This is a genomic window from Lactococcus sp. SK2-659, assembly GCF_020218185.2.
Lineage (GTDB): Bacteria > Bacillota > Bacilli > Lactobacillales > Streptococcaceae > Lactococcus > Lactococcus lactis.
Genome location: NZ_JAIWQZ020000001.1, coordinates 221,480 through 241,497 on the forward strand (window position 1 = coordinate 221,480; position 20,018 = coordinate 241,497).

The window sequence follows — 20,018 nt, forward strand, 5'->3', positions numbered from 1 at the left end:
TAGAGAAAGAATAATTATGGCAACAACATATGACTGGTCTCAGCGCAAAATTATGGTGCCTGAGAAAGAAGAAATTGCATTATCAACAAATGATTTGCGTGTTTTCTATAACGGAACAAAAGAAGCAATCCATGGCGTGACAATGTCTTTTCCTAAAAATGAAATCACAGCACTTATTGGCCCTTCAGGTTCTGGTAAATCAACCTATTTACGTGCTTTGAATCGCATGAATGACACGATTGATGGCGCTCGGGTGACTGGCGAAATCAATTATGAAGGGGTCAATATTAACGAAAATAAAGTGAATGTTTTTGAAGTTCGTAAGCAAATTGGGATGGTTTTCCAAAGACCTAATCCATTTCCAAAATCAATTTATGAAAATATTGCCTTCATTCATCGTCGTGATGGCGTGAGAGACAGAAAAAAACTGGATGAGATTGTTGAAACTTCATTGAAGCAAGCTGCTTTGTGGGATCAAGTAAAAGATAATCTTAATCAATCCGCACTTGCCATGTCCGGTGGACAAGCACAGCGCTTATGTATTGCAAGAGCATTGTCAGTAAAACCAGAAATTATTTTGATGGATGAACCAGCGTCAGCTCTTGACCCAATTTCAACAATGCAAATTGAAGAAACAATGATGGAACTTAAAGAAAATTATACGATTATCATTGTGACTCACAATATGGCTCAGGCTTCTCGGGCCTCTGACAATACAGCTTTCTTCTATTCAGGAGATTTGATTGAGTATGATAAAACAAGCACAATTTTTACTCAACCTAGTTTGCAATCAACAGAAGATTATGTTTCTGGTCACTTTGGTTAAGAGAAAATAAAGTTTAAAATTACTGACGGAATTTTTGTCAGTAAAAAAACTACTGACGGATTCTTGATTTGTCGAAAAACTTGTCCGTCATAGGACAGTCGTTTGTACTTTAGTACATTACGAATGTGCTAGTAGTTCTATCAGTAACTTATAAAAAGGTAAAATATGGAAAAAGAAGCAGTTTTAACCGTCAGCGACTTATCGCTTTATTACAGCAAGAAAAAAGCGTTGAATACGATAAACATGACATTCTATAAGAATGAAATTACAGCGCTCATTGGTCCCTCAGGATGTGGAAAATCAACGCTTTTACGTTCAATCAATCGAATGAATGATTTGATTCCGACAGTAACAATTACTGGAGCCATTGATTATAAAGGTAAAAATATTTACAGTCCTAAAGTTGATACTGTTGATTTACGTAAAGAAATTGGCATGGTTTTCCAACAACCCAATCCCTTTCCATTTTCAATTTATGAAAATGTGGTTTATGGATTGCGTTTAAAAGGAGTGAAAGATAAAGCACTTCTTGATGAAGTGGTGGAAAATTCACTCAAAGCAGCAAATATTTGGGATGAAGTTAAGGATATTTTGCACAGTTCAGCACTTGGACTTTCAGGTGGGCAACAACAAAGGGTTTGTATTGCACGTGTCCTTGCTGTCAATCCTGAAATTATCCTAATGGACGAACCAACATCAGCCCTTGACCCAATTTCAGCGGCTCGTGTCGAAGAAACCATGCTTGAACTTAAAAAAGATTATACAATCGCGATTGTTACACATAGTATGCAACAAGCATCACGAATTTCAGACCGTACCGCCTTTATGTTAGACGGAAATCTGATTGAGTATAATGATACGAAAAGTATTTTCTTAAATCCAGAAAAACAAGAAACTTCTGATTATATTTCTGGTAAATTTGGATAAATTTTACTGACAGCCTTTGATGCTGACTTTAAAATGGAATGGACCGTCTAGCCAAAAGGCGAAGCGAGATATTTCATTAGCATTCATTAAAGAAAGCGAAATAGCATTGATTTAAATGAATGTATCATAATAACATTACTATAAAAACAAAGAGGGGTAATTATGTTGCGTACACAATTTGAAGAAGATCTTAATAAACTTCATAATCAATTTTACTCAATGGGCACGCAAGTTTCTGCTCAATTGAATAAGGCCGTTCGTGCCTTTGTTAGCCATGATCGTGATTTGGCTGAACAAGTCATTGAAGGCGACCATGCCATTAATGACCAAGAAAAAAGTCTTGAAAATCAATCATTAGAAATGATTGCACTTCAACAACCGGTTTCTAGCGATTTAAGAACAATCATCACCGTTCTAAAAGCATCATCTGACCTTGAGAGAATGGGTGACCACGTTGCATCTATTGCTAAGGCAACCATTTCACTTAAAGGTGAAGAAAGAATTCACGTGGTTGAAGAAGATATTAGCTTACTCGGTGAAAAAGTTAAATCTATCGTTGATGCTTCACTCAATGCTTATATTCAAGGCAATGATAAACGGGCTCATGAAATTGCTGAACAACAATATGTCATCAAAAGTATGAGTCATGAAATTCAAGAAAAAATTCTTGACGGAATGAAAGAAAACTCTGAAACAGTAACAACAGGTAAAGAATACTTGTTGACACTGGTTTACTTAGAACGAATTACCGGTTATGCGGTCAATCTCTGTGAGTGGATTGTTTACTTGAATTCTGGAAACATTATTGAACTGTAAAATAAAAAGTTACTGACAAGAATTGCTGTCATAGGATAGTCGTTTGTACTTTAGTACATTACGAATATCCTGGCAGTTCTATCAGTAACTTTTTTTATTGCTCATAATCAATTTCAATGACTTGGTGGGTCAGATATTTATTTTCAGCAAAGTCCATTTTGATGACATAGGGCATCTTTCCAGCTAAAGATTGAAAATCTTGAAACTGAAAGTCTGGTTGATAAAAATTTAAAATGGTAGAAAGAGAAGTACCATGTGTTCCGATTGCAACTTTTTGATTTTTAGAAGTTGTTAAAATCTGTTCAAGGGCTGAAATATTACGATTTTGAACTTCACGTAAGGATTCTCCGTCAGAAAATTTATAATCAAAATCATTCCATTGTCGCTTAGCAAAGGGCCAAAAATCAGCTATTTCATGGCCAACATTTCTTTCTCTCAAATCAGAAATGAGTTGAATTTCAAGATTTTTAGAGTGAGCAAGAGGATTCAGGGTACGAATAGAACGTTGAAATGGACTGGAAAAAATTTGCTCGATTGATACATTTGCAAAAGCATCAGCCAAGATAAGTGCGCGTTTTTCACCCTCGGCAGTCAGCGGAACATCCATATCGTCATAGGCTGCATTATCTCTAAGAGAATGTCGAATAAAATAAACTTCAGTCATGTGACTCTCCTTTTTGATGTTCTAGCCTTCTAAGATTTCAATTTTTAAAGGCTGTGTGGAAATTTCTGCTTGCCCTCCCAGAGGAAAAGTAAAAATCGGTTGAGTATGTCCAAAATCGACATCATAGACGACTGGAATTGTTTTTAAATGAGGATATTTATCTAAAATAAAGTGTAAAATTTCCTCGGTCATCCCCTCTTCCTTAGGAAAACGACCAATGACTAAAGCAGAAATGTTAGGATAAACTTGTAAAAAATGAGCTAATTCTCGGTCCCAATCATAAAAATCTTCACCTTCAGCATTTTCTAAAAAAGCAATTGGTTGATTGGATTTGACCTGAGCACTGGTTCCTGTCACAAGCATCAAGGTATTTAGATTTCCGCCAATAATTTCCCCTGTCGCTTTGCCATGGTTATATATTTTCCAGGCAGCAGGCAGAAGATGACGAGCTTGAGTGGGGTCGTACCAAGCATCACTCGTGTAAAAATCGCTGGCATTTAAAGAATAATTTGACTGACCAGCGACTGCATTTTGCCAAGAATCAGTTTGAAAGTCTTGTAATTCATCCATTAAAAAGGCGATATAACCTGGACCATAGTAAGTGACCAAGCCAGTTTTAGCGAAAATAGCTTGGTGAAGAACAGTGATATCAGAAAATCCACAGAAAATTTTAGGATTATTTTTTACAATGTTCCAATCAATATAAGGAAGAAGTTCATTAGAGTTAAAGCCACCAATGGTACATAAAACAGCTTTAACATTAGGGTCTGAAAATGCTGCATGGAAATCTGAAAGTCGTGAATTAATCGAACTTGATTCAAGCAAATCATTTTCTAAAATATGCTGACCAAAAGTAACCTGATAACCAAGTGCTTCAAGACGAGCTTTTGCTTTTAATTTATCTTCAAATTTTCCAGTCCGAGTCAAAGAAGAACTAGGTGAAATCACACGGATTTCATCCCCCTTTTGTAATTTTTTAGGAAATATTTTATTCATTCATCAAAGCCCTCCGTCAGTAAATTGAACTAATTATAGCATTTACTGACATCATTGTCATCAAAAATATTTAAAGATTTTAATTTAGGATTATATTTTGAAAGTTACTGACAGAAATTCTGTCAGTATTTTTTTATGTTCGATTAACTTTTGGAATATATGACAAAAGAAAAATAAATTTATTTTTTATAAAAACAGTAACTAAAGAAATTAGGTAAGAACTGTCTATAATATAAGAAAATAAAAAAACTGAAAATGCGTTATAGTTAAAGGATTTCTAGCAAAGTAATAGCCTTTTGGCATATATTCCAAAACTTTTTCACAAAATTTTTAGAGTGCTATAATGAAGTTGTTAGTTGAAATAATAATTTTGATTGATAAATATAATCATTTTGAAAGGTAAAATTATCATGGAAGAAAAAACATTTTCTATCAAGAGCAGTTCTGCTGAAGAATCACTTACAGATACTGTTAAATTCAATGTTACTTGTTGTGCGAAAACTCAAAATAATAAAGATACTCCAAGTCCAGGAGATAGCCTTGTACGTACCGAAGAAGTAGCCTGATTTAATGGGGTCATGTTATTCATGACCCCATATTTTCGAGTTAAGGAAAATAGTATGGAAAAATTATCACTTTTAGCCTACGAAAAAGAAGAGAGATATATCAATTTATTAACTCATAAAGTTGTTCTTAAAACTGAGGAGTATCAATTATATGTTAATGGAATAAAATTTGACGAAGAAATAGATGAAAAAATTTATCTAAAATATCTATTTTTGTCTTCACTCTATGGGAATAGGTTATTTTTAACAATTAAGAGTAAAGAACTTGATGAAGTTATTGATAATATTAGTCAATATCCTAAAACTCTCGCCCTAATATTGTCTCTTAGTAATATTCAAGATTTTCAACTAATAAGCCAAAAAATAAGTGAACAAATTATCTTGGTAAAAGTCGGAGAATCAATTTATATAAATAGAGATAACAAGTTCATTGAACTAAATAATAATTTGGTGATAAGTCAAAACGAATTGCGAAGTATTAGTGCAGTTTTGTTTTTACCAGATTATTGTTTTATGAAATATAAACTTGAGGATAAAAACTGGAAATCACTAATGGATAATAAAGTCAAAGTTTATTATGATGCGGAGGAGCAATTTGATGCCCAATTTCATTCGATTATAGAAAATATAGTGGAGAAAAATAAATGAAAGTCAATAAATACGTGAATATGATTGAATTAAATGATTCATCGCTTTTGCTGTACCATCAAGTTACAAAACAGCATATTATTTTCGACACTCTATCAAAGAAAACATTTTACAAAGCAGTTGCTGAAAATTCTTTACCAAGTCACTTAAAAAAAGAATTAATTCAGAAATATTTTATAGTTGCTGACGATTACGATGAAAACGGTCAATTACTAACCCCTGTGAGAAATATGTTTACTTATTCAACAGCAAATTTAGACATTATTGTGCATTTAAATTATGATTGCAACTTAAAATGCAGTTATTGCTACCAAAATGTGATAGCAGAAAAAGTTGTTATGAACGATAAAACGGAGAAAGATGTTATAGATTTCATTAGAAAAATAGTTTTAGACAAAAATCCTGAATATATTTATCTAAATTTTATTGGTGGAGAACCAACATTACATACCGACAAAATGATTAGAATTATGGCAGCTTGTAATAAACTCAATAAGTCTTTTTACTTTAGCGTAGTATCCAATGGAACCTTTGGAAACATGAAAAAAATTGAGGAGTTATTACAATTAGGTTTGAATGATTATTTTATTACTCTTGATGGTGCCCAAAAAGACCATGATAAATATAGAGTCTATGAAAGTGGGATGGGGTCATTTTCAACTATCATTAGAAATTTAAAAAGAATTCAAGAAAAATTTCCAGAAATTAAAATTAAACTAAACTCCAATTTGAATGACGACAATAAAAACCACGTGACAGAATTACTAGATGTTTTAGAGGAGAAGGAAATAAAATATCCATTGGTTTTTAGTAAGGTTATAAGTACAGCAAGTGGAAAATTTGACAAAACGATTGAAGATAATGACTCTTTTTGGTATCAAGCTCATAAACTAGCCATTCACAGAGGTTATAAATTCAAACCTTACGGTCGAGAAATAAATTTAGCTTGTATGATGAAACAGACAAATTGTTACATTATAGGCGCTGATGGCTTTCTGTTTTCTTGTATAGAAGCTGTTGGTATGAATGAGTTTAGACAAGCTCACATCAATGATTATGGTTCTGCAATGTTTGAAATTATCCGTTCTCAAGCTCAGAATATAGGATATGCTTATGATACTTGTGCTAGTTGTACATTTCTTCCAAACTGTGATGGTGGCTGTTATTATAAAAGAAGTCATGATGATTTTAAGTGTCCAAAAACTGATTTTAAAAATAATGGACTAATGATAATAAAAGAAATTTTTGAGGTAAAATCATGAAAGAAGTCATAAAAGTTACTCATCTCTCAAAATCATTTGAAGATAATCCGATTATCAAAGACATCTCTTTTTCTGTCAATGAAGGAGAAATTTTTATTATCTTAGGAAAAAATGGTGCAGGAAAAACGACATTGATTAAGATGTTGCTCCGTATTCTTGCACAGGATTCCGGAGAAATCGATTACTACGGGAAATCTATCGACACTTATGGTCAAAAAATTTATGAAATGACCTCAGCGGTCCTAGAAAATGCAGAAAATACTTATGGTTATCTAACAGCGATTGAAAATATCGAATATTTCGCAGCACTTTACAAACGAAAAATCAAAAAGCAAGAAATCTTACAACTTTTAGAACAATTTGACCTGAAAGAAGCAGCGAATAAACGACTTTTTAACTTTTCAAGAGGAATGAAACAAAAATTATCTATTATTTGTAGCTTACTCAATGATGCAAAAATTTTGTTCTTAGATGAGCCGACTTTGGGACTGGATTTTAAAGCCAATCGTGACTTACTGGATATGGTCAAGAAAATGTCAAAAGAACATAATAAAACAATTATCCTAACCACACATCAAACCGATGTAATCAAAGCCCTTGCCGATAGAGTTCTCTTATTGAACAAAGGGGAAATTTCATTTTTAGGAAAATATGAAGCTTTTATTCAAGAAAATTCTCTTGTCTATTATCTTATTAAAACAAATACTGACAGCTATCAACTTATAGATGAAAAGTTGGCAGAAGAAAAGCTAAAAAATTTAATAAAAGAGGGTGAAAAAATTCTCTCTTACGAAAAACATAACCGCTCAATTGAAGAAATTTTAATTGATTATTATAAAGGAGAGCAAAATGTTTAGAGCAGAATTCAAACGAGAATTAAGAGAAACTTTAGTCTTTTATCCAGATTTCATCTCAAGTTTAGTGATGATGGTTATTCTTTTATCTGTTTTTATGATTCTCGGACAGCATTTTACAAGTTCAAACTATATTGGCTATGCTTTTTGGTTTTTACTTAGTGGCGTTTTGACTGTTGCGTCAGAATCGATTTCTTATGAAAAACAGGTAGGAACCTTTGAACAGTTGATTTTAAAACCCATCCGATTGATTCACATTTTATTTATTAAATCAATTGTTTGGGGAATTTTTAATTTTATTAGAATAATGATTGCGACAGTCATTGTCTGTTTTTTCTATCAGATTCATATAAATTTGAGGTGGGTTTCTTTAGCCGCTTTAGTTATTAATTTTTTTGCAATTGTTGGATTTTCCATGATATTCTCAGGACTGACCTTAAAGTTTACTAAAATCGCTTCTTTTGTCGGAATTATTCAGTATCTCCTACTTTTTGCATCAGGAACATTAATCTCTTTGGACAAGTTGCCAGCGGCTTTACTTGTCTTAACCAAAGTTTTACCCATTAATCTTGGCTTAAAAGTAAGCCAAAATCCCTTTGAATTGACTACTTTTCTACTCCTTATTCTACAAATGATTATCTATATGGTTATAGGAACATTAACTTTTACTTATGTCTATAATCGTGCAAAAAAGAACGGAATCAATTCAAGATATTGACAATGAAACGTCATATCCTACTTCGTGGAGCATACCAATGTATAAAAAAATGTCTTTATTTCTTGGAATAAATCTACTAGTATCATTTGCTGGCACTTTGTTTCAGATGAATATTCTTTGGAGAATTTTTACCAATCATGAGCAACTTCAGACCATTGTTCTTGTTTTAAGCTCATCTTTTATTCTTCAATCCATTTTTTCACTTGTAGCTGGTGTAATTGCTGACTCCTATCCTAAAAAGAGATTATTATTGATAAGTATTGTCAGTTTTATTTTGGTTGTTATTGGAGTTTATTTCATAAAATTTGATAGTGCTCGAATTATTTTTTATCTCATCTTTTCGGCAATTAGTACCTTATTCCAGCGTGGAATCATTACCCTTGTTGCCTCAGCTCTATCAACGAATGAATATATAAAATATGACTCTATCAGCGTTTTATCCACACAGGTCACAGCAGTTTTAAATAATATTTTAGCAGGTCTTATTATTACTTTTCTTGGACTCAATTATATTTATCTTTTAGTGTTCTTGCTATTTATTTTGTCCCTATTTGTGACTTATTTCTTTATTCCTAATGAAAAAAAGCAGGAGATAAAGAAAAAAGAAAATACTTTTCCTCTCTCGTTTATTAAAGAAAAAATATTGTCAGATAAGAAAATAATTATTTTCATGATTCTTCTATTTTTCTTAAATTTAGATTATGGATATATTCCAAATGTCCTACCTTTTTTCATGTTACAAAGTACAAAAAGTCTTTCTCCCTTGTTTTTATCATTATTAAAGTCCTCCACTAATATAGGCGAAAGTTTGGCATCTATCGTCATTATTCGCTTTAGTAAAAAAGTCTCACAAATGACGAAAATTGGTCTTTTAGGTTCAGCTTTTTGTTTTATTTTTTTGCCAATGATTAATAAATTTATATTTGTTACCTTTCTTGTTCTCCTTTTTTATGGATTTTTTGATACCTTTACTCAACCCTTGTTTAGCTATTTTGTAAGTTCTATTGATTCCTCCGTTCGTGGGCGGATTATTGGGGTCATTGATTGTGTCGTCTATATTGCAGCCCCTATTGGAATGATTCTTGGAAATGCAGTTAGCCATTTTGGTTTGATTCCACTTGGAGCTGCAATAGCGACTGTATTTTTACTGACCTACCTGATACTAGCTCAGACAAAAATTTATCGAAATATTGATTTAGAGGCAAATAATGAATCTGAATAAAAAGTTCCTAAAAAACGAGTTAATTTGGCTAACTTCTATAGGCTGTGAAATTATTGAAACTGATTCTTATATTATCGTGAAAAATAAACTGATTAAAACAGAGGATTTTAATTTCTTATTATTGAAAAGAATAATTCCTGAGATAAAAATAATAAAAATAATGAAAAATCACCATTTACAATTTTTAAAAGTTGCTGAGAAGATTGTATCATATACGAATTTTATTAAAGAGTGGACTGAAGACATTAACTATGTCGCAAATTATAATAGAGAAGCTTTAGATTTTCTAATGAAAAAAAGTGATAATTTGTATATATCCTCAGAAAAAAAGTGGGCGGTCATATTTCCACAAGAAAGATTATTTTCAAAAACTATTGTTCCTTATACGATTTGTTGGGGAAGTGATAGGATAGGGAAAATTTGTCTAGTATTTTTAGATGATATCATTGGAATTTACGATTTTGAAATTTATCCTCCATTTAGAAATAAAGGGTACGCTAAGCAGTTCTTTAGTTCCTTATTAGATAAAGGTAGTAGTAGTCAAACACATCAAGTCTTTATTCAAACTTGGCGTGAAAATATTTCTGCTAATAATTTATATTTCTCTCAGGGGTTCAAAGTTTTAGATAAATACTATTATTTCAAACTTAAGAATTTTTATTAGCAATAGTTGAATCACAAGATTACTGACAGAAATTTTGTCATAGGATATTCGTTTGTACTTTAGTACATTACGAATATCCTAGTAGTCCCATTAGTAATCTTCAACAAAAAAATCTACTAACAAGTCCAAAAAATTTCTGTCAGTAGATTTTTTAATTATTTAATCACTTCAAGTCCACCCATATAAGGACGAAGGACTTCAGGAACAGTGATTGAACCATCTTCATTTTGATAATTTTCAAGAATAGCAGCCACAGTACGTCCAACAGCAAGTCCAGAACCATTCAAAGTGTGAACAAGTTGAACTTTACCCTCTTCGTCACGATAACGAATTTGGGCACGACGGGCTTGGAAATCTTCACAGTTTGAACATGAAGAAATTTCACGGTAAGTATTTTGTGCAGGAATCCAAACTTCTAAATCATAAGTTTTAGCAGCAGAGAATCCCATGTCACCAGTTGACAAAGCCACAACACGGTAAGCAAGCCCCAATTTTTGCAGAATATTTTCAGCGTTTGCTGTCATTTTTTCAAGTTCATCATAAGATTGGTCAGGTTTAGCAAATTTAACCATTTCAACTTTATGGAATTGGTGCAAACGAATCAAACCACGCGTATCACGACCAGCAGAACCAGCTTCAGAACGGAAAGAAGGACTCATTGCTGTGAATTTGATTGGCAATTCTGCGCCATCCAAAATTTCCCCACGATAGTAGTTAGTCAAAGGAACTTCAGCAGTTGGAATTAAAACAAAACCACGGTCATCTTTCAATTCAAAAGTGTCTTCTTTAAATTTAGGATATTGACCCGTTCCAAACATTGATTCTTGATTAACCATATAAGGAGTAATCATTTCAGTATAACCTTCTTTACCGTGCTCATCAAGCATGAAGTTATAAAGTGCACGTTCAAGTCTTGCGCCAGCACCTTTGTAGAAAAGGAAACGTGAACCAGTGACTTTACCACCACGTTCCCAATCCAAAATTCCTAAATCTTCACCCAAATCCCAGTGAGCTTTAGGTTCAAAATTGAAAGTTGGAGTTTGACCAACACGACGAACCTCAACATTATCATCTTCATCAGCACCAATTGGTGTACTTTCATGAGGAAGATTTGGCAACATGATAATGATTTCATTCAAGTTTTCTTCGATTTCAGTAAGTTCAGTATCAATGGCTTTGATTTCAGCAGAAACTTTTTGCATTGCAGCAATTTGTGCGCTGGCATCACCTTTTGCACGTTTTACTTGAGAAATTTCATCAGAAACGCTATTACGTTCAGCTTTCAAAGCCTCAGATTTTACAATGAGTTCACGACGTTTAATGTCTAAGTCATGAAGTTTTTCAAGTTTCTCTTTTTCAACACCACGAGTGGCTAATTTTGCAGCAACACCGTCAAAATCAGCACGAATTTTTTTAATATCAAGCATAAGCTCTCCTTTATTTTTATATAAAACTTACTGACAAGAATATTTTAGAAAAAGTTCTGTCAGTAGAAAAAAAGCGCCCAAATTCAAAAAGAATTAGGGCGCGGTAATCGCACGGTTCCACCTAAATTATCTATTTATTTACTGACGAAAACTGATATTCAAGCTGTCAGTAAAAATAGAACTCAAGTCGCTTGTAACGTAAGCAGACGTTCTCATTTTCATGAGAAAATTAACAGAAGTAGAAAGTCATTATTTCATTTTACTTGTTTTCAGCACCACAAGCTCTCTAAAAAAATTTAATAAGACCCATTTCTAGATTTATTTTACCATTTTGTGAATTACTTTGTCAAAAATTTTTAAAATCATCATTTTAAAATCAATCATTACTTTTTGAAAGCGCGACGGAAAGGGTCAAGCAAACTAGGTGCTCTGACAATATTTTCTTTACCCACATATTCAGCAACTTTTTTCAAAATAGAACCGGAATCCTTAGAAGAAAATCGTACCTTAGCTTGAGTGTCTAAAATCAAAGAAAACTGCTGACCAAGTTTTCCACTGATTGAAACATCAACTTCGGCGCTTTTAATACTTGACCAAGTAAAGAAAATATTTTGTCCTCGGCGTGGATTTTTATATTCAAATTCAAAACCAGCATCACCCAAGATAATTTTTCCATTTTCAACCACACCTAAATAGGCTGTTCCTTTTGTTTCATAAAAAATTTCAGAATTATTAGTTGCCAAAATCGTCCTCATTTCGTTTATACCTGTATTATAACATATCTATATTATATCAAGAACTAAAGAAGATAATAAAAATAGGCCCAACGAGGGATATGGTTTAAAGAATAAATATAAAAATGTTATCATTAGATTATAAGAAAAAACTAATAAAGGAGGTAAAATGACTTTAATCGGAGTAAAAATTGATAGACTATTTCTCAGAGATCTATTCATACTATTAGTTGGTGTAGGCCTTTATATTCTCTCTATTCAACTTTTTGTCGTTCCTAACGCGATGGCTAGCAATGGAATCGCAGGCTTTTCGGTATTTATTCACTTTGTTTTCGGAATGAATCCAGCTTTGACTTTTTTTGCAGTCAATATTCCACTCTTTCTTTTGAGTTGGAAACTACTTGAGCAGCGGGAATTGTTACTGACCATTCCTGGAGCGCTGGCCATGAGCGGATGGATGATGATTTATGAAGCAATAGGAATTACTGGTTTTCAAATGGACTCATTGATTACTGTGGGAATTATAGACGGAATTCTCTCAGGAATTGGTGCAGGTTTAGTTGTTCTATCACAAGGAACATTTGGCGGCTCTATTCTACTTGCGAGACTTTTTGAAAACAAGTGGAAAGTGCCAATAGATAAAACGCTCTTTGGTATTGATATTGTAGTTATGCTATTAGCAGTCGTGACTTATCTTGCCCTTCCAAATTTTTTTGTCACACTCTTATCTTGTTACATCTTCAGTAAAGTCACACGTTTCATCGGACGACCCTCATACCGCCAACAAATTTTACAAAAAGTTGGATTAATAAAAAATGAGTCAAACTGTTCTTGCACAACTAATGAATGTTCTTGCTCTAACTAACAAAAAAATCCCAGATTGGGATTTTTATTTTTTCTTCTTTCTCTTAAAAGCATTTTTAAAAGTTCCGAGGAAACTAGGGGATTTAACCACTTTATCGTTTCCTAAATAATGACGAATCCATTTTAAAACAGTTCCTGAGTTTTTCGATGAGAATCGAACCTTAGAGCCATTTTGTAAAACGATTGAAAATTGTCGACCAACTTTTACCTCACCTTTGAGGGATTTTGAAACATCACCCTCAACACGAGCCACTGCCGTCCAAGGAAAAGTCATATTTTTTTCAACATTTCGGTCATTATAAAACTCAAAAGCAACATCACCAATCAGAATTTTTCCATATTCAGCAAAACCTAAATAAGCAATTCCTTCTGTTGAATAATCAGCCTTAGTATTTAGTGATTGAGCCACAGATTCTCTCCATTTCCTAGATTAATAATCTAAAAACCATTATACCATAAAAACGCTTTACTTGCCTTAAATACTTCAATTTATTAGAGAAAAATAAAATAAAAAAACCAATCCAAAGACTGATTTTTTTATACCAAATCGATTACATGATTTGAGCCCAACGACCGAGGATACCCACGACGAAGAGACCAAAGATAATAACGATTGGAGAAACTTTTTTCTTAAGCAACCACATGCAAAGGAATGTGATAAGCAAACCAGCAAGACCAGGAATCAATTGATTCAAGTTATCTTGAAGGTAAGTTACTTTTGTAGGATCAAGAGAAAGTTTGTTACCAACTTGACCAAGAATATCATGAAGTTGTGTACCAGATACAGAACCTTTAGGGAATTCTACATAAGCACCTTTTTGTAAAGGAATTTTTGAAACAACGGCGTTAGGACCATTAAAGTTAATTGTTACCCAACGTTGAATCAATACACCAAGGACGAACATACCAAGGATAGATGCACCTTTAGTAACAGTTTGGAGAAGTCCTCCACCAAGGTCTTTAGTGATTGCAGAACCTGATTTATAACCAAATTCTTGAGTGTACCACAAGAAAGCGATACGGATAGCGTTCCACACGATGAAGAAGAAGAGTGGAGCGATAATTGATCCACCAGTAGCCAATGAAGCTGCAATCGCACCAACGATAGGACGTACTGTAAACCAGAAGACAGGGTCACCGATACCGGCAAGAGGACCCATCATACCAACTTTAACCCCTTGAATAGCGGCATCATCGATATCAGCACCGTTAGCACGTTCTTCTTCAAGGGCAAGAGTTACACCGATGATAGGAGCGGCAACGTATGGGTGAGTATTAAAGAATTCCAAGTGACGTTTCAAAGCTTCTTTAGCTTCTTCGCCAGAAGGGTAGAGTTTTTTCAATGCTGGAATGAGCGAGTAAGCCCAACCACCATTTTGCATACGTTCGTAGTTCCAAGAACCTTGGAGGAACATTGAACGCCACATAACGCTACGACGGATTTTCTTATCAAGAGTTACTTTATTTTCAGACATTTTTTAGATCCTCCTTTCTTAGTAGTCGTTCAAGATGTCGCCAATTGGGTCACCTGATGAAGATGCAGTACCATTTCCAGAACCACCAGAAGCTTGGAGGTTAAGGTAAACGATAGCAATAACAACACCGAGGACACCAGTTGCAATCAATGTTAATTCAGAGATTGGTGCGAGAGCGAAACCAAGGAAGAAGAATGGCCATACTTCACGAGTAGCCATAAGGTTGATAACCATTGCATAACCAACGGCAACAACCATCCCACCACCGACAGCAAGACCGCCAGAGATAACTGGAGGAATAGCAGCAAGAGCTTTTTGGATAGCATCTGGTGAGATAACCAAAAGAAGTCCAGCAGGGATAGCAATACGCAAACCTTGACAGATAAGCGCGATGAAGTGCCACATTTCAACACCTGAGTATGAACCATTTTCAGCAGCACGGTCAGCTTGGTGAACGAGCACAACTGAAAGCATACGTACAAGAGTAGTCAATACAAGACCAGCAGTTGCAAGCAAGATAGCAGCAGGAACGATAGTACCCATGATGTGAGTCAAGTCAAAGTTATTTGATTGAACCATCAAGATAGATGATGCGACAGAGGCAAGGGCAGCATCGGGTGCGACAGCGGCACCAACGTTAGCCCAACCAAGAGCGATCAATTGAAGTGAACCACCGAGGATAATCCCTGCAGAAGCATGACCGGTAACAATACCGATGAGCGAGCAGGCGATAATTGGTTGGTGGAATTGCCATTGGTCAAGGATACCTTCAAGACCAGCAAGGAAGGCAACAACAATGACCAAGATTACAGATAAAACACCGTATTCCATGTTTTTTATATCTCCTTAATTATTTGGCTGCCTAATATTCAATTTTAGTAATCAGAATATCAGACGAGCTTATTCTGATTATTGTACGTCAGCTTTGTTAATCAAACCAAAGAGGTCAGATTTAGAGTCAGCTGGAACTTTACGTACGTCGAATTTAACTCCGAGGTCACGCAATTTTTCAAAAGTAGCAACGTCATCTTTGTCCATAGAAAGAACTTTGTTGAGCATTGTTTTACCAGTTGAGTGAGCCATAGAACCAACGTTCAATGTTTCAATTGGTACGCCACCTTCGATTGTTGCAAGAGCGTCTTGTGGAGTTTCGAAAAGAAGAAGGGCTTTAGTGTCACCAAAACGTGGGTCTTTAGCAACTTCAATCATTTTCTTAATTGGTATAACGTTAGCTTTTACACCAGTTGGAGCCGCTTGTTCAATGAGTTTCTTACGAAGTTCATCTTTAGAAACGGTGTCAGAAACGACGATGATGCGGTTTGCTCTTGAGTCTGGAGTCCAAGCAGTTGCAACTTGTCCGTGAAGCAAACGTGAGTCAATACGAGCGAGGTTAATTTTAATTTTACCATCACCGATGACTGTTCCTTCAGGAATCGCACCTTGAACAGCAGCCGGAGCAGCTGCAACAGCAGTTTCTTCAGCAGGTTGAAGTTCTTCAGGTAGTACTTTAATACCGCCTTTGGCTTCTTTCATAATATTTGCTACGACTTTATCCACCCCGGCAGACGCATCCATCATGCGTTCTGTGTAGGCTTGGATAAGCATAGGCAGGTTGAGGCCTGTGATGATAGCAATCTTGCGCTCTGGATTTTCACCCATCACTGCACTTGCTTGATTAAATGGAGAACCGCTCCATAAGTCAGCAAGGACAAGTACTTCATCTTCAGCATCAAATGTTGCGATGGCAGCTTCGATTTTAGCATGCAAATCAGTTGGTCCTTCGCTAGGCATAAAAGTAACAACTTGTACTTTTTCTTGCTCTCCGAAAATCATAGAACCAGATTGTTTGATGCCTGCGGCGAATTCACCATGGCTCGCAATAACAATTCCGATACTCAATGTGAGTAACCTCCTATATAAGATTATAATAAAAATTATTACTTAGTTATTATACTACTTCAAATCAATATTTGCAAATGTTTTCATAAAAATATTACACTTGTTTTTTAAGGAATGGAAACCCTTTATAAATAATTTGTATAGATAGCTTTATAAAGCGTTTTTTGGGTCGTAAATAAAAAAAGATTATCAAAGTAAGATAAATCTTTTTGAAAAGTAACAGGAATCGAAAAACTTATGGTAGAATAGTAGTTGATAAAATAATACACTAATCTCTCTCGATTTTAAGTGCTCCTGTAGGACAGGATTTTATAGCTAAAAGAAGTGAATTATCATCGGAAAATTCTTTTTGAACTTCCTCCGTATCATAAAATTTGACGATTCCATTATCGTGATAATCAAAAACTTCTGGCGCATGGAGATTACATAAACCACATGCGATACATTTGTCGGGAATTATTTTTATCTTCATATAGGAAATGATAATAAAAAAATAGTAAAATTGAAAGGAAAAGGTCGTGTCAACAAAAGAACCCTGGAATAATGAAATTTATCGTGCGATGAAAGAAGAATCGACTGAAATGAAAAGACATGATAGAGGTAGAGATGAAAGTAAACGTCCGTTAACGACGCGTTTTTTGACTTTTCTCGTTATCCTCATGTTTATTCTTGTTGGGCTAGGTATTGGCTTTATTTTATGGAATAACCAAGTACGAAATACAGCTAGTATCGCAAAAAGTTTTCATCAATCTTCATCATTAGCTAAAACCGAAGAATCAACCAGTCAAGCCGCGACCTCTTCCTCAACAGAAGCGACTCCACCTGCTAGTAGCAGCAGCACAGTTGCCTCATCATCTAGCAGTAGCGTTGAGTCTGGAACAACTTATACAATTGCTACCGGAGATTATCCAAGTACGATTGCAGCTAAGACAGGAATTCCTTGGGCAACGATTGCTAGTTTGAATGGAATTACAGCTGATGGATATAATGCTGATGGATCAGCTATTCATGCTGGACAAGTTTTAAAATTAAAATAAAAAATCACTGACAGACCTTTTTACATAATTCTGTCAGTAAAAATTGAACTAAAATAGGAAATAAGGTAAATAAAGAGATTCTATGAAAAAGATTCAAATTGCAATTGACGGTCCAGCGTCAAGTGGAAAATCAACAGTTGCTAAAATTATTGCACGAAATCTTGACTTAATTTATTTGGACACGGGCGCTATGTATCGAGTAGCTACTTTTGTTGCCTTGCAAAAGGAAACAGATGATGCAAAAGAAATCATTGAATTTATTGAAAAAAATCCAATTTCTTTTATGAATGGTCAAAAAGGTCAAGAAGTTTTAATGGGCTCAGAGAATGTTACAGAAGTGATTAGAACAAATGAAGTTACAAATACTGTTTCTAAAATCTCAGCTATGACCGAAATTCGTGAATTCATGGTTGCAGAACAACAAAGAATTGCTAAAAATGGTGGAATTATCATGGATGGACGTGATATTGGAACAGTTGTTTTACCGAAGGCAGATTTGAAAATTTTCCTTGTTGCTTCAGTTGATGAACGAGCTGAACGACGTTATAAAGAAAATCTGTCTAAAGGAATTCCAACCAATCTTGAGCGTTTGAAAATTGAAATTTCGGAAAGAGACCGCAAAGATAGTACACGAGCAATTTCTCCTTTGAAACAAGCAGAAGATGCGATATTACTTGATAGTACTGGAAAAACAATTAATGAAATTGTTCAATTTATTGAAGACAAAGCTAAAGAACTCATGTAAATGAGTTCTTTTTAATTATTAGATAGTCTAAAGATTGGTAAGATTTTGCAGGAATTATCAAACTTTGATATAATAATATGACAATGAATGAAAAAAAGTATAAACGCTTAGAATATTTGAGACATAACATCAATTATCTCACAATCCGAGAGCGTCAAGAGTACTATGACTTACTCAATGAACTAAAAAAAGCTGGAAATCAATCTGAACCCGAAGAATTCGAGGAATTTGAAGAATACGTCGAGCCAGAATATGGATATTCCGACTATGAACCAGAAAGCTTTCAAAAAAATACTTCCTCTTCTAATGGTAGAAATGCTAGTCGAAGAAATACGCGAGAAAGTTTTTCAAATCAAGAAAACAATAGAAATAAACCATCAAAAAAAGAAAGTAAATCTTCTAAAAAAGCTAAATCTGGCAAGAAGAAAAAACGTCACTGGTTAAGAACAATATTAACAATTATTGTTGTGATTATTGCAGTCATGATTGGTTTCTTTGTTTATGGATATCAAAGGGGCGTTAAACATGAGGGAAGCGTCGCTAAACAAGAAAAGTTCACAAGTTTAAAAAATTCGGACGGTTCTGTAAATATTCTTTTGTTAGGAGCAGACCAAAGACCATGGCAATCATCAGGTGTTGCTCATACCGATACTATTATGGTTTTACATGTCAATGGTAAGAATCATCAAACACAAATCGTGAGCTTTATGCGTGATACCCTTGTCAATATTCCTGATGTCGGCTCAAGTAATACTCCAGACTCAAAAATAAATTCTGCCTTTACAATTGGAGAACAATACAATAAACAGGGTGTGAATTTGATGAGTGAGACACTGAAAAATAACTTTGGCATTAATTGTCAATATTACGCAGTCGTCGATTTTTCAAGTTTTGCAACGATTATTGATTCTTTGTTCCCAACTGGCCTAAAAATTGATGCAAAATTTTCGACAGTGAATGGTGAGAATCTTTCTGCCGTACCTGTTCCCGATGATTTAGCTGCAACAGAAGGAAAAGTTTCAAGTGACAAAGACTTGACAGCTGAAGAAGCAGCCGCTTTAGGTTATCCTGATGGTGGTGGAACATTTATGATGATTAAACCAGGAACTCAAAAAATGGATGGACGAATGCTCTTGAATTATGCCCGATTCCGTCATGATGATGAGGGAGATTATGGACGAGTAAAACGTCAACAACAAGTTTTAGAAACAGTAATGTCTAAAATGAAAAATCCACTCTCATTGTTTACTGCTTCAAGTGCGTTGGGAACAACAAGAGCAGTTACAATGACGAATATTCCAAATTCATTTTTCTTAACTAAAGGAATTACAGCTCTTCTGGATATGAAAAATGGTATAAAATCAACAACAATTCCTGCTAACAATGACTGGGAGAATGCCTATGATATGTATGGAGGTCTAGGACTTTCAATTGATATGACAAAATACAAAGCGAAAGCCCAAGAACTTCTTGGTCAATAAAGAGAAAATTACTAACAGTTTTGTTAGTAATTTTTAATTTTAAATATTCATATGAAAAAATGATGACAATTTTTTTTCTTTAGTTATTGATTAATGGCTTATAAATAAATTATAAATTTGTATTTTTATGATATGATATGAGTATGATAATAAGATAAGTAGGTCTAATCCAATGATGTTTAATTATATTTAT

Annotated in this window: 23 protein-coding genes; 14 read left to right on the plus strand and 9 right to left on the minus strand. The window is 34.2% G+C overall.

Features of this window, described 5'->3' with window-relative positions:
- Nucleotides 1–16 precede the first annotated feature (16 nt).
- The 3 genes from pstB (LDP15_RS01095) to phoU all read left to right on the plus strand — a co-directional run bounded on the left by pstB (LDP15_RS01095) (nucleotide 17) and on the right by phoU (nucleotide 2,569).
- Entirely contained in the window at nucleotides 17–826 is an 810-nt protein-coding gene (pstB, locus tag LDP15_RS01095) for a phosphate ABC transporter ATP-binding protein PstB (protein ID WP_003130885.1), read from the plus strand.
- Between the two features lie 165 nt (nucleotides 827–991).
- On the plus strand, nucleotides 992–1,753 hold the full coding sequence (gene pstB, locus LDP15_RS01100; protein WP_003130886.1) for a phosphate ABC transporter ATP-binding protein PstB: 762 nt from the start codon (nucleotides 992–994) through the stop codon (nucleotides 1,751–1,753).
- Between the two features lie 162 nt (nucleotides 1,754–1,915).
- Nucleotides 1,916–2,569 carry a phosphate signaling complex protein PhoU gene (phoU, locus tag LDP15_RS01105; protein ID WP_003130887.1) on the plus strand — a complete coding sequence of 218 codons (654 nt, stop codon included), beginning with the start codon at nucleotides 1,916–1,918 and terminating at the stop codon, nucleotides 2,567–2,569.
- 94 nt (nucleotides 2,570–2,663) lie between these two features.
- Here the strand turns inward: phoU and LDP15_RS01110 are convergent, their stop codons facing one another.
- A complete protein-coding gene (locus LDP15_RS01110) occupies nucleotides 2,664–3,233 on the minus strand; it encodes a histidine phosphatase family protein (RefSeq protein ID WP_015426896.1) in 570 nt (189 codons plus the stop codon).
- A 21-nt stretch (nucleotides 3,234–3,254) separates the two neighbouring features.
- Nucleotides 3,255–4,229 (minus strand): S66 peptidase family protein, encoded by a 975-nt coding sequence (locus LDP15_RS01115; protein ID WP_015426895.1) that lies wholly within the window; start codon nucleotides 4,227–4,229, stop codon nucleotides 3,255–3,257.
- Between the two features lie 374 nt (nucleotides 4,230–4,603).
- Here LDP15_RS01115 and LDP15_RS01120 point away from each other — a divergent pair, with 374 nt between their 5' ends.
- From LDP15_RS01120 to LDP15_RS01150, 7 genes are read left to right on the plus strand one after another with little or no spacing between them, the layout of a single operon-like run.
- Nucleotides 4,604–4,795 (plus strand): hypothetical protein, encoded by a 192-nt coding sequence (locus LDP15_RS01120; protein WP_136122481.1) that lies wholly within the window; start codon nucleotides 4,604–4,606, stop codon nucleotides 4,793–4,795.
- 54 nt (nucleotides 4,796–4,849) lie between these two features.
- Nucleotides 4,850–5,443: a hypothetical protein gene (locus tag LDP15_RS01125; RefSeq protein WP_042230555.1), complete on the plus strand. Its 594-nt coding sequence runs from the start codon at nucleotides 4,850–4,852 to the stop codon at nucleotides 5,441–5,443.
- Complete coding sequence (locus tag LDP15_RS01130) at nucleotides 5,440–6,705, plus strand: radical SAM/SPASM domain-containing protein (protein ID WP_042230553.1); 1,266 nt, start codon at nucleotides 5,440–5,442, stop codon at nucleotides 6,703–6,705. The genes LDP15_RS01125 and LDP15_RS01130 overlap by 4 nt, the downstream gene beginning before the upstream one ends.
- Complete coding sequence (locus tag LDP15_RS01135; protein WP_015426893.1) at nucleotides 6,702–7,562, plus strand: ABC transporter ATP-binding protein; 861 nt, start codon at nucleotides 6,702–6,704, stop codon at nucleotides 7,560–7,562. Before LDP15_RS01130 ends, LDP15_RS01135 begins: the two co-directional genes overlap by 4 nt.
- Nucleotides 7,555–8,277 carry an ABC transporter permease gene (locus LDP15_RS01140; protein WP_015426892.1) on the plus strand — a complete coding sequence of 241 codons (723 nt, stop codon included), beginning with the start codon at nucleotides 7,555–7,557 and terminating at the stop codon, nucleotides 8,275–8,277. Before LDP15_RS01135 ends, LDP15_RS01140 begins: the two co-directional genes overlap by 8 nt.
- A gap of 37 nt (nucleotides 8,278–8,314) precedes the next feature.
- Complete coding sequence (locus tag LDP15_RS01145) at nucleotides 8,315–9,499, plus strand: MFS transporter (protein ID WP_136122482.1); 1,185 nt, start codon at nucleotides 8,315–8,317, stop codon at nucleotides 9,497–9,499.
- On the plus strand, nucleotides 9,486–10,163 hold the full coding sequence (locus LDP15_RS01150) for an N-acetyltransferase (protein WP_015426890.1): 678 nt from the start codon (nucleotides 9,486–9,488) through the stop codon (nucleotides 10,161–10,163). The genes LDP15_RS01145 and LDP15_RS01150 overlap by 14 nt, the downstream gene beginning before the upstream one ends.
- 155 nt (nucleotides 10,164–10,318) lie before the next feature.
- Here the strand turns inward: LDP15_RS01150 and serS are convergent, their stop codons facing one another.
- Both serS and LDP15_RS01160 read right to left on the minus strand, forming a co-directional pair.
- Nucleotides 10,319–11,590, minus strand: a complete 1,272-nt coding sequence (serS, locus tag LDP15_RS01155; protein ID WP_015426889.1) for a serine--tRNA ligase — start codon at nucleotides 11,588–11,590, stop codon at nucleotides 10,319–10,321.
- 383 nt (nucleotides 11,591–11,973) lie between these two features.
- Nucleotides 11,974–12,333 carry a DUF956 family protein gene (locus LDP15_RS01160; RefSeq protein WP_021722151.1) on the minus strand — a complete coding sequence of 120 codons (360 nt, stop codon included), beginning with the start codon at nucleotides 12,331–12,333 and terminating at the stop codon, nucleotides 11,974–11,976.
- Nucleotides 12,334–12,493: 160 nt separating this feature from the next.
- Here LDP15_RS01160 and LDP15_RS01165 point away from each other — a divergent pair, with 160 nt between their 5' ends.
- On the plus strand, nucleotides 12,494–13,189 hold the full coding sequence (locus LDP15_RS01165) for a YitT family protein (RefSeq protein WP_225513416.1): 696 nt from the start codon (nucleotides 12,494–12,496) through the stop codon (nucleotides 13,187–13,189).
- 24 nt (nucleotides 13,190–13,213) lie between these two features.
- On the opposite strand, the gene LDP15_RS01170 is transcribed toward LDP15_RS01165, so the two are convergent.
- The 5 genes from LDP15_RS01170 to LDP15_RS01190 all read right to left on the minus strand — a co-directional run bounded on the left by LDP15_RS01170 (nucleotide 13,214) and on the right by LDP15_RS01190 (nucleotide 17,034).
- The gene (locus LDP15_RS01170; RefSeq protein WP_003130895.1) at nucleotides 13,214–13,597 is read right to left on the minus strand and encodes a DUF956 family protein; all 384 of its coding nucleotides are present in this window, start codon (nucleotides 13,595–13,597) and stop codon (nucleotides 13,214–13,216) included.
- Nucleotides 13,598–13,739: 142 nt separating this feature from the next.
- Nucleotides 13,740–14,663 (minus strand): PTS system mannose/fructose/sorbose family transporter subunit IID, encoded by a 924-nt coding sequence (locus LDP15_RS01175; RefSeq protein ID WP_015426887.1) that lies wholly within the window; start codon nucleotides 14,661–14,663, stop codon nucleotides 13,740–13,742.
- 18 nt (nucleotides 14,664–14,681) lie between these two features.
- A complete protein-coding gene (locus LDP15_RS01180) occupies nucleotides 14,682–15,494 on the minus strand; it encodes a PTS mannose/fructose/sorbose transporter subunit IIC (protein WP_015426886.1) in 813 nt (270 codons plus the stop codon).
- 78 nt (nucleotides 15,495–15,572) lie between these two features.
- Nucleotides 15,573–16,562, minus strand: a complete 990-nt coding sequence (locus LDP15_RS01185; RefSeq protein ID WP_003130898.1) for a PTS sugar transporter subunit IIB — start codon at nucleotides 16,560–16,562, stop codon at nucleotides 15,573–15,575.
- A gap of 268 nt (nucleotides 16,563–16,830) precedes the next feature.
- Nucleotides 16,831–17,034 (minus strand): ferredoxin, encoded by a 204-nt coding sequence (locus tag LDP15_RS01190; RefSeq protein ID WP_010906103.1) that lies wholly within the window; start codon nucleotides 17,032–17,034, stop codon nucleotides 16,831–16,833.
- A 46-nt stretch (nucleotides 17,035–17,080) separates the two neighbouring features.
- Between LDP15_RS01190 and LDP15_RS01195 the strand changes: the two genes are divergently transcribed.
- From LDP15_RS01195 to LDP15_RS01205, 3 genes are all read left to right on the plus strand, one after another.
- Entirely contained in the window at nucleotides 17,081–17,599 is a 519-nt protein-coding gene (locus LDP15_RS01195) for an SAG1386/EF1546 family surface-associated protein (protein WP_015426884.1), read from the plus strand.
- Between the two features lie 82 nt (nucleotides 17,600–17,681).
- Complete coding sequence (gene cmk / locus LDP15_RS01200) at nucleotides 17,682–18,344, plus strand: (d)CMP kinase (protein ID WP_015426883.1); 663 nt, start codon at nucleotides 17,682–17,684, stop codon at nucleotides 18,342–18,344.
- Between the two features lie 77 nt (nucleotides 18,345–18,421).
- Entirely contained in the window at nucleotides 18,422–19,825 is a 1,404-nt protein-coding gene (locus tag LDP15_RS01205; protein WP_015426882.1) for an LCP family protein, read from the plus strand.
- Nucleotides 19,826–20,018 lie beyond the last annotated feature (193 nt).